General features: G+C 72.7%; 12 protein-coding genes. 6 read left to right on the top strand and 6 right to left on the bottom strand.

From position 1 onward, the window contains the following. The first annotated feature begins 13 nt into the window (after window positions 1–13). Window positions 14–1,405, top strand: a complete 1,392-nt coding sequence (locus MF605_RS02925) for a tyrosine-protein kinase domain-containing protein (protein ID WP_134416400.1) — start codon at window positions 14–16, stop codon at window positions 1,403–1,405. A 108-nt stretch (window positions 1,406–1,513) separates the two neighbouring features. Here the strand turns inward: MF605_RS02925 and MF605_RS02920 are convergent, their stop codons facing one another. Then, complete coding sequence (locus MF605_RS02920; RefSeq protein WP_134416398.1) at window positions 1,514–2,089, bottom strand: hypothetical protein; 576 nt, start codon at window positions 2,087–2,089, stop codon at window positions 1,514–1,516. Window positions 2,090–2,393: 304 nt separating this feature from the next. Here MF605_RS02920 and MF605_RS02915 point away from each other — a divergent pair, with 304 nt between their 5' ends. Beyond that, entirely contained in the window at window positions 2,394–3,281 is an 888-nt protein-coding gene (locus tag MF605_RS02915; protein ID WP_134416396.1) for a nucleotidyltransferase family protein, read from the top strand. After that, window positions 3,271–3,603 (top strand): PqqD family protein, encoded by a 333-nt coding sequence (locus MF605_RS02910; protein WP_134416394.1) that lies wholly within the window; start codon window positions 3,271–3,273, stop codon window positions 3,601–3,603. Before MF605_RS02915 ends, MF605_RS02910 begins: the two co-directional genes overlap by 11 nt. 6 nt (window positions 3,604–3,609) lie before the next feature. Here the strand turns inward: MF605_RS02910 and mfd are convergent, their stop codons facing one another. Both mfd and MF605_RS02900 read right to left on the bottom strand, forming a co-directional pair. Then, the gene (gene mfd / locus MF605_RS02905) at window positions 3,610–7,266 is read right to left on the bottom strand and encodes a transcription-repair coupling factor (protein WP_134416392.1); all 3,657 of its coding nucleotides are present in this window, start codon (window positions 7,264–7,266) and stop codon (window positions 3,610–3,612) included. Continuing rightward, the gene (locus MF605_RS02900; RefSeq protein WP_134416390.1) at window positions 7,263–8,327 is read right to left on the bottom strand and encodes a MauE/DoxX family redox-associated membrane protein; all 1,065 of its coding nucleotides are present in this window, start codon (window positions 8,325–8,327) and stop codon (window positions 7,263–7,265) included. Before MF605_RS02900 ends, mfd begins: the two co-directional genes overlap by 4 nt. 184 nt (window positions 8,328–8,511) lie before the next feature. Here MF605_RS02900 and MF605_RS02895 point away from each other — a divergent pair, with 184 nt between their 5' ends. Continuing rightward, window positions 8,512–9,039, top strand: a complete 528-nt coding sequence (locus tag MF605_RS02895) for a DUF2505 domain-containing protein (protein ID WP_036317366.1) — start codon at window positions 8,512–8,514, stop codon at window positions 9,037–9,039. Between the two features lie 83 nt (window positions 9,040–9,122). Next, complete coding sequence (locus tag MF605_RS02890) at window positions 9,123–9,698, top strand: arsenate-mycothiol transferase ArsC (RefSeq protein WP_119217478.1); 576 nt, start codon at window positions 9,123–9,125, stop codon at window positions 9,696–9,698. A gap of 47 nt (window positions 9,699–9,745) precedes the next feature. Here MF605_RS02890 and pth read toward each other — a convergent pair whose 3' ends face one another. From pth to MF605_RS02875, 3 genes are all read right to left on the bottom strand, one after another. Continuing rightward, window positions 9,746–10,321, bottom strand: coding sequence for an aminoacyl-tRNA hydrolase (gene pth, locus MF605_RS02885; RefSeq protein ID WP_044659563.1), 576 nt, complete (start codon window positions 10,319–10,321; stop codon window positions 9,746–9,748). A 7-nt stretch (window positions 10,322–10,328) separates the two neighbouring features. Beyond that, window positions 10,329–10,952, bottom strand: coding sequence for a 50S ribosomal protein L25/general stress protein Ctc (locus MF605_RS02880; RefSeq protein WP_134416388.1), 624 nt, complete (start codon window positions 10,950–10,952; stop codon window positions 10,329–10,331). A 185-nt stretch (window positions 10,953–11,137) separates the two neighbouring features. Further along, window positions 11,138–12,448, bottom strand: a complete 1,311-nt coding sequence (locus MF605_RS02875; protein ID WP_242821234.1) for an O-antigen ligase family protein — start codon at window positions 12,446–12,448, stop codon at window positions 11,138–11,140. A gap of 168 nt (window positions 12,449–12,616) precedes the next feature. Between MF605_RS02875 and MF605_RS02870 the strand changes: the two genes are divergently transcribed. After that, entirely contained in the window at window positions 12,617–14,023 is a 1,407-nt protein-coding gene (locus tag MF605_RS02870; RefSeq protein ID WP_134416386.1) for a tyrosine-protein kinase domain-containing protein, read from the top strand. Window positions 14,024–14,115 lie beyond the last annotated feature (92 nt).

Here is a 14,115-nt window from a genome sequence, read left to right as displayed (position 1 = left end):
ATCCTGGGACCCCATGAACGTCATCGATTTCCTCCGTGTGCTGCGCGCGAACCGCCTGGTGATCCTGGGGTGCGCCGCCCTGGGCCTGGCATTGGGCCTCCTCTACTCGCTGTTGCAGCCCACGCTGTACACCGCGACCTCGACCGCGTTCGTCACGGTGGAGGGGGAGGCGAGCATCTCCGGCACCGAGACCGCCCAGACCCGGGCCCAGTCCTACATCCCGCTGATCAACAGCCGCACGGTCCGTGAGCGGATCGCGGCCGAGGGCTTGGACACCGTCGGCGCGACCATGAGCGCCGCCCTGGTGCCGAACTCGAACCTCATCACGGTGTCCGCCGTGGCCCCCGATGCGCAGCAGGCCGCCGCGCTGGCCAACGGGGCGCTCGTGGCGACCGCCGACGTGGCGAACGAGCTCGATCCGACGTCCAACGTCAAGGTCACGGCCATGGAGGACGCCCTCGCGCCGGCCGCGCCCTCGAGCCCGGACCGCGTCCGCCACCTGCTGTACGGCCTGGGCGCAGGTCTCGTCCTCGGTCTGGTCGTCGCGTTCCTGCGGCGGCTGCTGGACGTCAACGTGCGGACGACGACGGACGCCCAGGTGGCGGGCGGGGCGGGCCTGCTCGGCGCCATCCCCCTGGATCCCAGCATGAAGGCGGAACGCGCGGCGCCGATGGCGCCCCTCTCCCCCCGCGCGTCGGAGGCGGTGCGCCAGCTGCGCACCAATCTGCGGTTCGCTGCGGTGGACGACCCGCCCCGCACCATCGCGTTCACCAGCTCGAACCCCGGCGAGGGCAAGTCGACCGTGATCGGCAGCCTGGCCCTGACCGTGGCGGCCGCCGGCCAGCCGGTGATCCTCATCGACGCCGATCTGCGTCGCCCGCGCCAGGCCCTGCAGTTCGGCGTCGACGGCCGTGTGGGCCTGTCCGAGGTCCTCAACGGGGACGTCGCCCTCCAGGACGTGTTGATCCCCGTGGGCGAGGACGGGCTGCTGCTCCTGCCGGCCGGCCGCACCCCTCCTAACCCGTCCGAGCAGCTCGGCTCCGAGCGGATGAGGGATCTGCTCACCGCCCTCGCCGAGACGCACATGGTGCTCGTGGACGCCCCGCCCGTGCTGCCCGTCACGGACTCCACCCTGCTCGCCGCGGCGGTGGACGGCACCGTCCTGGTGGTCCGCCACGGCGAGACCCGCAAGGAGCACCTCGAGGTGGCCCGGGACATGCTCGCGGGCGTCAACGCCCGGGTGCTCGGCGTCGTGCTCAACGGCACCCCGGCCTCCGGTGTGGGCTCGGACTACTACGGCGGGGGCTACGGCGCGGACGGCGGCAGCTATGACGTCTACTACCAGGCGCCCCGGGACGCCGCCGACGCCGCGGCCGGGACCGCGGGCGACGCGTCGCGACGCTGACCTCGCCCGGCTGCGGGGCCAGGTCGTCGCACCGACGGCGCAGGCCCGGGGATGCAGAAGGGCCCCGCCTCTGAGGAGGCGGGACCCTTCGCGGTGGCGCTCAGAACATCAGCAGACAGCCGACGGCGGGGTGGCCGTGAAGCAGGCCTTGTCCACCGCGGCCTCGGTGCACAGGTTGGCCACGGGCTGGCTACCCTTGACCAGAGCCACGCCCAGAGTGGCGCGGATGCAGCCGGCATCGTTGGCCGAGTTGCCGGTGTTGCTCACGACGAACCAGAACGTGCGGGTGTCCCCGGCGGTCCCGGAAGGCTCGAGGATCAGCCGGTCGCTGTTGCCATTCAGCTGCACGCCGCCCAGGCACGGATCCTTGTCGAAGATCATCAGCTGTTCACCGGTGTACGTGCCCTTCTTCTCGAAGTCGATGAGCACGCTCTTCGCAGACAGTCGGATCCGGCCACGCGTCGGGTTGGTCACGGTGACGGAGAAGCCGTAGGCGTGCTTCAGCTTGCCACCTCCACCAGTCGAGTTGCCGGGGTACTTCACCGGTTCCGTGCTCGCGGTGTTGACGCACGAGGGGGAGGCGGCGGCGAACGGGGCGGCGGCGACGGCGGCGACCGCCGGAACCGACCACGCGATGCCGGCGGTCACCTTGCGACGGGAGAGGGTGGAGGTGTTCTTCTGCATGGCTTCACTCGTTTCGAGTCGAGGTGTGGCTTTCGCGCCCGAACGGGGTTACGCGAGTGGACGGAGCACCGCGGGATACTCGGTGAGTATTTGCTGTGGAACTCTCCAGCTGAGTGTAGATGGGCCGCACAGCTCATTGCCAGCCCTCTCGCACATTCCTGGCGGGCGCGCCGCGTCGTGGCTCCCGGGACCATGCGGATCTCCTGCCACCGGTCCATGAATTCACCCGAAGTTCAACCTCGCCCAACAACGTATCAAGCACAGTCGACGACGGCCCTCCTTTCGCTCGACTAAGCTCGCGGCCATGGGGGAACATGCGACGGGACAGCGACCGGCCGCCCCGCCGTCCCTGGACCTCGAGGTCCGCGTCCGCCTCGCTCACGCCCGCATCACGCATCTGCTGGACCGGGCCGGCATCCGCGGCCTGCATCTCAAGGGCTACGCCACCGAGCCCGGCGTCTACCCCGACCACCGCCGCAGTTCGGACGTGGACCTGCTGGTCCCTCCGGCCGATGCCGACGCCGTCATCGCACTCCTGGGCTCCCACGGCTGGGAACCGGTCGCCACCTTCTCTCAGGGGTCGATCTTCCAGCACGCGGCCACGCTCTGGCATGACCAGCTGGGGTACGTGGACGTGCATCGGCTCTTCCCCGGCCTCGGCGCGTCCCCCGAGGCGGCCTTCGACGCCCTGTGGAGCGAGCACATCCACCTCGTGATCGCCGGCCGGTCTGTCCCGGTGCCGAGCCCGCGCCATCAGCGGCTCGTCGTGATCGTCCACGCGGCCCGCGACCCGTTCCGCGGTGGCCTCGACGTCCGGCACATCCGGGAGTCCCTCCCCGCCGAGAGCTGGGCCGCCCTGCGCGAGGAAGCCCGCCGACTGGACGCGGGCGCGGCCTGGCACGTCGCCACGGGCGAGGCCGCCGACGGCGTCGACACCCGGCAGCTGACCCTCTTCGCGGCGCTGCACGAGAGCCAGAGCGGTCTTGAGCTGTTCCGCACCCGGTGGCGGTCGGCCGCCACGGTGCGGGAGCGGGCCGCCCTCGTGGCCCGCACGATCCCGGTGAACCGCCCCCATCTGCAGATGCGCCTGGGCCGACCCGTCACCCGCGCAGACCTGTGGCGCGAGCAGCGCGCCCGGCTCGGCGCACTCGCCGGCTGGGCCTGGACGAAGGCGGTGCGCCGTGACCGTTGAGACCACCGAGGGCTGGGCGATCTCCCCCGACATCGCGTGGGCCCGCACCGCCGGCGGCCAGGCCGCCGTCATGACGCTCGAGGCCGGTCAGCCGCTGCTGTTGGGCGCCTCGGGCGACGTGATCTGGGACGTCCTCGTGGGCGGCCGCACCCCGGAGGACGACCTGGTCGCGGATCCGCCGGTGCCGCTGTCGACGACGGACGTCACGGTCCAGGTGGCGGAGGCGTTCGGCCTCGCTCCCGCCGACGTCGCGGCCGACGTCCATGCCTTCCTCGAGATGCTCGAGGCGCACGGCGTCCTCGTCCGCGTGCGGACGGCCTGACCCGCCTCAGCCCTCCGGCGCGAAGATCGCGTCGACCACCTGCTGCGCCCACTCGAGCAGCGGGACGTCCACGAGATCCTGACCCATGACCGGCTTGGTCTTGGGACGCGGGATGAGGACGCCGTTCAGGGCCGGCTTGACCTGGGCGCCCTTGTACATGCGGGTCAGGCGCATCTGGCGGGACTCCGGCAGGTCCGCGGCGGGGCCGAACTTCACGTTCTGCCCCAGCAGCATGACCTCGGTGACGCCCGCGGCCCGCGCCCGGTTGCGGAACCGGGCGACGGCGACGAGCGCCTCCACCGGCTCCGGCAGCGGGCCGTAGCGGTCCTTGAGCTCCTCCACCACGGCGTCCACGGCGGCGTCGTCCGCGGCCTGGGCGAGGTTGCGGTACATCTCGAGGCGCAGCCGCTCCCCCGGCACGTAGTCGTGCGGCAGGTGGGCGTTGACCGGCAGCTCCACCTTCACCTCGGCGGGCGCGGTGTCCTCCTCGCCCTTGAAGTCGGCCACGGCCTCGCCCACCATCCGCAGGTAGAGGTCGAAGCCCACGCCGGCGATGTGGCCGGACTGCTCCCCGCCGAGCAGGTTGCCGGCGCCGCGGATCTCGAGGTCCTTCATGGCCAGCTGCATGCCCGCGCCGAGCTCGTTGTGGGTGGCCACGGCCTTGAGGCGTTCGAGGGCCACCTCGCCGAGGGGCTTCTGCGGGTCGTACAGGAAGTACGCGTACGCCCGCTCGCGGCCACGGCCCACGCGGCCGCGCAGCTGGTGCAGCTGGGAGAGGCCGTAGCGGTGGGCGTCCTCCACGATCAGGGTGTTGGCGTTGGCGATGTCCAGGCCGGTCTCGATGATCGTGGTGGAGACGAGCACGTCGAACTTCCGCTCCCAGAAGTCCACCATGATCTGCTCGAGCCGGGCCTCGCTCATCTTGCCGTGGGCGACGGCGATCCGGGCCTCCGGCACCAGCTCGGCGATGCGCTTGGCCACCTTGTCGATGGTGGTGACGCGGTTGTGCACGTAGAACACCTGGCCCTCACGCATCAGCTCGCGGCGGATGGCCGCGGTGACCTGCTGGTCCGAGTACGGGCCCACCGAGGTGAGCACGGGGTGGCGCTCCTCCGGGGCGGTGGCCAGCGTGGAGGTCTCGCGGATGCCGGTGAGGGACATCTCGAGGGTGCGCGGGATGGGCGTGGCGGACATGGCGAGCACGTCCACGTTGGTGCGCATCTTCTTCAGCGCCTCCTTGTGCTCGACGCCGAAGCGCTGCTCCTCGTCCACGATCACCAGGCCCAGGTCCTTGAACTGCACCTGGTCGGAGAGCAGCCGGTGGGTGCCGATCACCACGTCCACCTCGCCGTGCGCGAGCCCCTCGATGACCTCCTTGGACTCCTTGGCGGTCTGGAACCGGGAGAGCGCGGCCACCTTCACGGGGAAGCCGGCGAACCGGTCGGAGAACGTCTGGTGGTGCTGGCGGGCGAGCAGCGTCGTCGGGACGAGGACGGCCACCTGCTTGCCGTCCTGCACCGCCTTGAACGCGGCGCGCACGGCCACCTCGGTCTTGCCGAAGCCGACGTCGCCGGAGACGAGCCGGTCCATGGGAACGGCCGCCTCCATGTCCTTCTTGACGTCCTCGATGGTGGTCAGCTGGTCCGGCGTCTCGATGAACGGGAAGGCCTCCTCCAGCTCGCCCTGCCACGGGGTGTCCGGGGCGAACGCGTGGCCGCGCGAGGCCATGCGGGCCGAGTACAGGCGGATGAGCTCGCCGGCGATCTCGCGGGTGGCGCGCTTGGCCTTGGACTTGGTCTGCGCCCAGTCCGAGCCGCCCATCTTGGACAGCGACGGCGTCTCCCCGCCCACGTAGGAGGAGATCAGGTCGAGCTGGTCGGTGGGCACGAACAGCCGGTCGCCGGGGGCGCCGCGCTTCGAGGGCGCGTACTCCAGCACGAGGTACTCGCGGTAGGACTCCTCGGCGCCGGGGGCGGTGCGCGGGCCGCCGGTGACCTTGCGGCGCTGCAGCTCCACGAAGCGGGCGATGCCGTGCTGGGAGTGCACCACGTGGTCGCCGGGCTGCAGGGTCAGCGGGTCGACGGCGTTGCGCCGCTTCCGGGCCAGCCGCGCCCCGGGGGCGCGCGTGCCCGCGGTGCGGTGCCGGCCGAAGAGGTCGTGCTCCGTGATCAGGGCGATCTGCGCGTCCGGGATCGTGAAGCCGGAGCCGACGGGCGCTGTCGCGATGGAGACCCGCCCCGGGGCGAGGTCGGCGGGCAGGGGCCCGTCCACCACGGAGGCCGTGAGGCCGGCCTCCGCGTTGAGCTCGGCGAGACGGCGGGCGGAGCCGGGGCCGTCGGTGAGGACCACGGCATGCCACCCCTCCGCGAGCCGGACGCGGGTGTGCGCGACCATGGCCTCGATGTCGCCCGAGAAGGTCTGCGGGACGCCGAGGGTGGCGCGCAGGGTGGCGGCGTCGGGCAGCAGCTCATCGTCCGAGACCAGCGCGGTGACGGACCAGAACCCCTGGTCCTGCTCGAGCGCGGCCGCGCGGAGTTCGGCCACCGTGAGGAAGCCGCCCGCGGCGGACTGGTCCGCCCCGGCCACGTCCACCGGGGCGACCGCGCCCTGCGCGGCACCGGCCCACGCGGCCTGGAGGAACTCCTCGTTGGTGGCCAGCAGGTCGTCGGCGCGGCCGCGCAGGCGCTCGGGCTCCACAAGGACGGTCAGCGACCCGGCGGGCAGCATGCGCGGCAGCGACGTCATGGCCTCGGCCAGCAGCGGCGAGAGGGACTCCATGCCCTCCACGGCCACGCCCTCCGCGATCCGGTCCAGCATGTCCGCGGCGGCGGGCATGGCCGGGATCAGCTCCTTCGCGCGCCGGCGCACGTGGTCCGTGATCAGCAGCTCGCGGCACGGGGGCGCGTACAGCTCGGTGGGGTGGCCCGAGCCGTCCTCCGTGGTGTCCTCGAGGGAACGCTGGTCCGCCACGGAGAACCAGCGCATCTGCTCCACCTCGTCGCCGAAGAACTCGATGCGCACGGGGTAGTCCTCGGTGGGCGGGAACACGTCGATCAGCCCGCCGCGCACGGCGAACTCGCCGCGTCGGCTGACCATGTCCACGCGCGAGTAGGCGGCGTCCGCGAGCGCGGCCACCACGCCGTCGAAGTCCCGCTCCTCCCCCGTCCGCAGGGTCACCGGGCTCAGCTCTCCGAGCCCGGCCACGAGGGGCTGCAGCACGGCGCGCACGGGGGCGACGACGACGCGCAGCGGGCCCTCCGCGTGCTCCTCGGGGTGGGCGAGGCGGCGCAGCACGGCCAGGCGTGCGCCCACAGTGTCCGAGCGCGGGGACAGGCGCTCGTGGGGCAGCGTCTCCCAGGACGGGAACAGCGCGGCGGCACCGGCGGGGGCCCAGGCGGCCAGGTCGGTCACGAGGTCCTCGGCCTCGCGGGTGGTCGCGGTGACCACGAGGACGGCGGCGCGCTCGCCGTGGCCCTCGGCCAGCGCCTCGGCGAGGACGGTCAGCAGGGGTGCGCGGGCGCCGTCGGGCAGGCCGATCTCCAGTTCGACGCCCCGGGACTCGAGCGGCCGGGAGGCGGAGGCGGCGGCCGCCTCGAGCGCGCGTTCGGCGCGCAGGCGCGGCAGCAGCGGGGCCAGGACGGGGGTGGTCTCGGGGGCGCTCATGCGCGGACCTCCGGGGTGGCGGTGGAGCCGTCCGTGGCGGCGGGCAGTTCGGTGGTCATGATCTCCCGGATCTCTTCGAGGAAGGCGAGGACGTCGTCGGCGCCGCCCACCGGGCCGCCGGCGGTGAGCCGGTCCGTGCCGAGCAGCACCGCGGTGGGGAACGAGTGCAGGCCGACGGCCTGCGAGGCGGCGCCGGCCGGGTCGGCGAGCACGAGCGACGCGTCGACGGCGCCGCTGCGGATCGCCCCCTCGGCGCCGGGGGCGTACTGGGGCATGAGGACCCGCAGCCGGACCGGCCCGAGCGCGTCCGTGAACTCGTCCAGCCGCTCGATCACCCGCGCGCAGGAGCCGCACCCCGTGGACAGGCGCAGAGCCACCACGGCCCCGTCCGCGACCAGCCGGTGCAGACCGGTGTACTCGCCGTCCGCGACCACGACGGCGTCCGGGAACGGGTGGCGTTCGGGCTCGGCGCCGTCGGCCGGGTCGACGGCGGCCGGGGCCTCGGGCGTGGGCGTCGCCGGGGCGGCGTCGGGTGCGGCCGGGACGGACTCGCGCCCGGCCAGGAACGCGGCGGTCGCGAGCAGCACGGACACGAGCAGGGCCCACGCCCACGCCCCGGCGCCGAAGGCGGTGAGCGGCTGCCAGGCCAGGCCCGCGCCGTGCACCGCCAGCGAGACGATCCCCTCGGCCAGGGCCAGGACGGCGAGGGCCAGGAAGACGACGTTGCGGACCACGGTGGTGCGGGAGATCGGGGCGGCCGAGGCCTCGCCGAAGCAGCCGCACGAGACGCCGTCGTCCTGGGCCCGGACCACGAGCGCGAGGAAGGCGGCGAAGAGGGCCACGGCCACCAGGCCGACGACGGGACGCAGCAGGGTGAAGGGCTGCAGGAGGGCGGCGGCGAGCAGCAGCTCGAGCCAGGGGAACGCGCGCGCCAGGCTGGGGGCCGCGAACGGGCGGGGCACCCTGAGTCGGGTGAACGTGGCCTGCACGTCCTCGCCGGAACGGAGCTTCGCCGTCCCGCTCAGGAGCATGATGAGGGCCACGGCCCAGAGTGCCGACATGGCGGACACACCTTCCAGGGGGTTCACGAGGGGTCGCGCGGCCGGTCCCGGCACCGTGCGCGGGACCCGGGTCGCGGAGGCCAGCATATAAGGTGAGGAACGGACGCCCATCGCCGTCGGCGAACCGGTGCCGGCCCTCTCATGGCCCGCCGGGCGCGGTCCGACTTGACCCCGAGGAGACACCGTGGCCTTTTCCGCTCAGCAGCCCATCCCGCACCCGCCGTCGGCCGTGGCAGCCGCCCTGGCGTCCGAGGACTTCCACCGTTCCGTGGTCGAGTCCTTCGGCGGCTCCCTGGTCTCGTTCTCCGTGGAGGGTTCCCCGGAGGGCCCGATGACCGTCACCGCCGTGCGCTCCCTGCCCGCGGACCGCATCCCGGACCGTGTCCCGGACATGGCCCGCAAGCTCATCGGCTCCGCCCTCCAGGTGGAGCAGGTGGAGCGGTGGGACGCGCCCGCCGCGGACGGCTCCCGCACCGGCACCACCACCATCACCGTGCCCTCCGCCAAGGCGACGGCGGACGGCTCCCTCCGCCTGACCGCCGCCGGTGAGGGCTCCCAGTTCTCCGTGGACGGCACCCTCGTCTGCCGGATCCCGCTGGTGGGCTCGAAGCTCGCGGCGAAGGCCGAGCCGATGGTCGGCAAGGTCGTCAATCGTCAGGCCCGGGCGCTGTCCTCGTGGCTCGAGCGTGACGGCGGAGCCGCGCGCAGTTGATCTCGTTCGCCCGTCGCCCGGCGCTGTCGAGCTCGGCTCCGCCTGCCCGGCGGGGGCGCCGGGCCCTTCCCTCGCCGGACGCCGTGCTCATCGTGTGCACCGGCAACGTGTGCCGCTCGGCCTATGCGAGCCGGGCCCTGCAGGGCCGGCTGGCGGTCCTGGCCCCCGGCCGGGTGGAGGTCGGCAGCGCCGGCTCCCAGCCGAACCAGGCACTGACGGTGCCGCCGCCGCTCGTGCGGCTCGGCGCCGAGGCCGGCGTCACCGGGCTGGAAGGCCACCGTCCCGCCGCGTTGCAACCGTTCATGGTGGCGGAGGCGGATCTCGTGTTGGCCGCGGCTCAGGAGCACATGCGCTTCGCACTCCAAGAAGTGCCGCAGGCCGTCGCGCGGGTGTTCACCGTGCTGGAGCTCGCGGCGCTGGTCCGCGCGATGGACCAGCGGGACGGGCGGGACTGGATCCCCGCCGGTCGCGGGGTGCGTGCGTTCGCGGCGGAGGCGGCCCGCCACCGGGCCCTCGCGCGGTCGACCGCCCAGCCCCTCGACGTCGTGGACCCGTTCCGCGGGCCGGTGGAGGGGTACGCGGAGATGATCCAGATCATGGATCCCGCACTGGAGACCATCGCGGATGCCCTGGCCCGTGCCGTGACCCCGACCCCCTGAGCCTGGGGCTGAGCCCCCGTCGAGGACGTCCGCCCGGGGCGGGAGGCTCAGTGGAACGCCTGCTGGGCGGGCGCGAGCCCGTCCGTGACGAGCTTCTCGACGGCGTCCGCCGCGCGGTCCACGTGCAGGGGCAGGACGTCCTGCTCGGGCTTGGTGAAGGGGCGCAGCACGAAGTCGGCCACGTCCATGCGGCCCGGGGGTCGGCCGATGCCGACGCGCACGCGGGCGTAGTCCTTGGTGCCGAGCGAGGCGGTGATGGACTTCAGGCCGTTGTGGCCGCCCTCTCCCCCGCCGCGCTTGAGGCGCAGGGTGTCGAACGGGATGTCCAGCTCGTCATGGACCACCACGAGGTCCTCGGGGCCGATCCCGTAGAAGGACGCCAGCGCGGAGACGGGGCGTCCGGAGACGTTCATGTAGCCGGTGGACTTCGCGAGCACGACGCGCGGTCCCCCGATGCCGAGGCGGCCCGTGGCCACCACGGCGCCGGCCCGGTGGCGGGTGAACCCGACCCCCATGCGGGAGGCGAGCTCATCCGCCACCATCTGGCCGACGTTGTGACGGGTGCGCTCGTACTCGGGCCCGGGATTGCCGAGCCCGACGATGAGCGTGGTCCCCGTCGTCATGGCGTGATCAGTCCTCGGAGCCCTCGGACTCGCCCTCAGCGGACTCGGCGGCCTGCTCCTCCTGCACGGACTCGTCGCCGAGGTCCTGCTCGACGACCTCGCTGACGGTGGCGATGACGATGTCGTCCTCGAGCTGCAGGGTGGCGCCGGCGGGGACCTGCACGTCCGTGGCGTACACGTGGTCGCCGGCCTCGCGGCCCTCAATGGAGATGGTGACGGCCTCGGGCAGATCGGTGGCCTCGGCCTCGACCGGCACGGTGACGTAGTCCAGCACGTAGTCGTTGCCGGGGGCGACCTCGCCCTCGACCTGCACGGTGACCTCGACGATGACCTTCTCGCCGCGACGGACCTCGATGAGGTCCAGGTGGTCCACGGTGTCCTTGATGGCGTGGCGCTGGATGTCCTTGGGCAGGACCAGGTGCTCCTCGCCGGCCTCGTTCACGACGGTGAGCAGGGCGTTGGGGTTGCGGACGGCCAGGGTGGTCTCCTGGGCCGGCAGCAGCAGGTGCACGGGCTCCTGGCCGTGGCCGTAGACGACGGCGGGGATCAGACCGGCGCGGCGGGCCTGGCGGGCGGCGCCCTTGCCGAAGTCGGTGCGGCGGGTGACCTTGATCTTGAGCTGGTCAGACATGATGCGTCCTCCTGTGGGGGTCTCGGCCGCGCAGCCGGGGGCGGCGCGGGATGCGGCCAGGAGGGGGCTTCAGTGCCGCAGCGGGTCAGCATGCTGACGCGCGGCGGCGGCCTCGTCGATCACGGAGCGCGCGCTCCCTCGCCTGGGCAACCTGGACAGGATAGCACCGGTGATGCTCGTGGCGCTCAGCGGCCCGCTCGTCGGGACCGCGCCACGATGCGGTCCAGCTTGCGGCGGTGGGCCCGGTCCTTCGCGGGGGCGCCATGGTCCTCCTCGTCCTCCTGGGCGCTCAGCAGGAGTCCGCAACCGAGCACGATGGCGCCGAAGATCGTGATGAACACCTCCCCCAGCTGGAGCGAGGCCACGAGGATGATGAGGGCGGCCGCTTCGACGGCGACACGGGAAGGCGAGCGGTGCGTCCGGGCGAAGGGCCGCAGGCACAGCCAGAGGTAGGCGCCGACCACCACGACCAGGAACGGCCAGCCGCCCTCGACCAGGAGACCCAGGTAGGAGTTGTGGAAGAACATGGACACGTTGTCCAGCTCCACGAAGGCCGTGGAGAGGCCCTGGCCGAAGAAGGACGTGTCCGCCACCTTCTCCGCGGACGCCTCCTGGATCTGCTCGCGGAACCAGTCGGTGCCCGTGCGGTCGCCGAAGATCCCGAGGTCGGCCAGATTCACTTCGGCCCAGCTGACGAACCAGCCCAGGACGACCCCCAGCGCGAGACGGAGGGCCCACCCCAGGTAGGGGCTCACGAGGATCCACACGACCGCGCAGAGCAGCGCGGCCATCGAGGTCCGCGAGCCGGTGAGGAAGGTCAGGGCGAAGCCGGCGCCCAGCACGAGGAGCTTCGGACCCATGCGTTGCATGGTGGCCACGAGCAGCACCGGCAGGAGCGCATAGAAGAGGCCGGAGACGTTCTTGTCCCCGAGGAAGCCGGTGAGGTAGCCCCCGTAGGTGTCCGGGGCCAGGCCCGCGTAGAAGAGGGGCACGTTGATCAGTGCTCCGGCCGTCATCCCGTAGAGGATGCCCTTGATGTCGATCCGCTCGCTGGCGATGGCGTAGATCAGCAGGATCAGGAGCGTGATCCTGGTGGCGCGCCGGGTGGGGTCAAGGTCGTTGTGCACGGTCACCGCGACGAGATACCCCACCAGGGCCAGTGCGCCGAGGGCCAGCACGCCGTAGTGGGAGAGGTCCCGGCGGGGCTGCCGGAATGAGGCGAGGAGCAGCAGAAGGATGGCGGAGAACTCCGCGAACGGGATCGGCAGGCCGGGAGCGGTGAACGCATCCATCACCAGGCCGATGGCCAGCACGGCCTCGAACAGCCGCGGTGAGGCCGGCGTGACCAAGGGGTTCCACGGGGAGCGGGTCCACGCGGCCTGACCGTCCGGGAAGAGGCCGAGTGAGGGGTGACGCCTGGCAGGCCGGGCCTCGGGTGGCGCGACGGCCCCCATGGCGCGGGCAGCCGTCCGGTCACGGGGCGTGCTCGGGCGCATGGTGCGGAACCTTTCGTGGACGCCGGGCAATACTCGGCTCAGCGTAGCGCGGTGGCGGGCCTCGTCCTCGGGGCCTCAGAGCGCACGGTGGGTGTTGGTACCGTGGACCTGTGCGTTTCCTGGCCACAACGGCCCGCGCATCCCCGTCCATGACCCCCGAGGTGCCCCGTGACGATCGTCGACTTCTTCCGCCTCCTGCGCGCCAACCTCCTGCTGCTCCTGGCAGCAGCCCTCGTGGGGGGTCTGTTGGGTTGGGGCTACTCCGCACTGCAGCCCCGGATCTACGCGTCCGAATCTCAGGGGTTCCTCGCCGCCCGGGCTGCAGATCAGAGCCTCATCACCAGCAACCTGCCCGCCGAGAGCCGGGCTCAGGCCTACGTCGCCCTGATCAACAGCGAGGCCGTGCGTGAACGCGTGGCACAGGACACGGGGCAGGACGGCGACGGCTCGCTCTCCGCGGTGCTCGTCCCCGAGTCCAGCATGATCAAGGTGACCGCCACCTCGACCGATCCCGAGACCGCCGCGCAGCTGGCGAACAGTGCACTGCAGGCGACGGCGGACGTGGCGGCGGACGTGGACAAGAACAGCCCGCTGGAGGTCGTGCCGCTGTCCGATGCCCGCGTGCCCTCTGCCCCCGTGAGCCCTGACACCCGGCGCAACGTCCTCTTGGGCGCGGTGGCCGGACTGGGTGCGGGACTCGCCATCGCCGTGCTCCGTCGTCTCCTGGACGTGAAGGTGCGCAGCCGCGCCGACGTGAAGGAGATCACCGGCGCCGGCGTCATCGGGGCCGTCCCGGAGAACGCGTCCCTGACCCGCACGGGCGAGGAGGCCGTGGACCTCGACCCCCGGGCCGGCGAGGCCATCCGGGCGCTGCGCACCAATCTCAAGTTCGTCTCCGTCGACGAGCCGCCCCGCGTCGTCTCGTTCACGAGCGCGGACCCCTCCGAGGGCAAGTCGACCGTCGCATCGAACCTGGCCCGCGCCCTGGCCCTGGCCGGCGAACGGGTGCTCGTGGTGGACGCCGACCTGCGGCGGCCCCGGCAGCACGACCTCTTCCAGGTGGCGGGCGACGTGGGCCTGTCCGAGGTGCTGGCCGGTGAGGTGCAGCCAGACGACGCCCTCGCGGCGACCGGCATCCCGAACCTCACGCTGCTTCCCGCCGGCCGGACGCCCCCGAACCCGTCGGAGCTGCTGGGCTCGAAGCGCATGCGGGCCCTGCTGAAGCTGGCATCGGAGGACTTCTTCGTCATCGTCGACTCCCCTCCCCTGCTGCCCGTCACGGACGGCTCCCTCCTGGCCACGGCCGTGGACGGGACTGTGCTCGTGGTGCGTCAGGGGCGGACCCGCAAGGACCACCTGGAGGCGGCTGTGGAGAATCTCGCCGCGGTGGACGCGCATCTGCTGGGCGTGGTCATGAACGGCGTCGCGCGCTCCCAGCGCGGCGGCGGCTACTCCTATGGCTACGGGTACGAGAGCACGTACCACAAGTCCCATGACAAGTACCTGCAGGGAACCGGCACGGCCGGCAAGGGCGGAAAGAAGTCCCGTCGGGCCGCACGCGCGAAGAAGGGCTGACGCCAGTCCCCTCCACGCGCTGGGGCCCCGCACCTTCCGGTGCGGGGCCCCACTACGTCTGTGCGAGCCGGCCAGTGCTGGCTGCGGCCTCG

It is taken from the genome of Micrococcus luteus, assembly GCF_022664405.1.
Taxonomy (GTDB): Bacteria; Actinomycetota; Actinomycetes; order Actinomycetales; family Micrococcaceae; genus Micrococcus; species Micrococcus luteus.
Note: the sequence above shows the minus strand (reverse complement) of the source record. Positions and strands in the feature narration are given on the sequence as shown.

Bases quoted from the DNA above. Each gene is read 5' to 3' on its own strand.
- MF605_RS02925 (WP_134416400.1), top strand. From the start codon at position 14: ATGAACGTCATCGATTTCCTCCGTGTGCTGCGCGCGAACCGCCTGGTG.
- MF605_RS02920 (WP_134416398.1), bottom strand. From the start codon at position 2,089: ATGCAGAAGAACACCTCCACCCTCTCCCGTCGCAAGGTGACCGCCGGC.
- MF605_RS02915 (WP_134416396.1), top strand. From the start codon at position 2,394: ATGGGGGAACATGCGACGGGACAGCGACCGGCCGCCCCGCCGTCCCTG.
- mfd (WP_134416392.1), bottom strand. From the start codon at position 7,266: ATGAGCGCCCCCGAGACCACCCCCGTCCTGGCCCCGCTGCTGCCGCGC.
- MF605_RS02900 (WP_134416390.1), bottom strand. From the start codon at position 8,327: ATGTCGGCACTCTGGGCCGTGGCCCTCATCATGCTCCTGAGCGGGACG.
- pth (WP_044659563.1), bottom strand. From the start codon at position 10,321: ATGACGACGGGGACCACGCTCATCGTCGGGCTCGGCAATCCCGGGCCC.
- MF605_RS02880 (WP_134416388.1), bottom strand. From the start codon at position 10,952: ATGTCTGACCAGCTCAAGATCAAGGTCACCCGCCGCACCGACTTCGGC.
- MF605_RS02875 (WP_242821234.1), bottom strand. From the start codon at position 12,448: ATGCGCCCGAGCACGCCCCGTGACCGGACGGCTGCCCGCGCCATGGGG.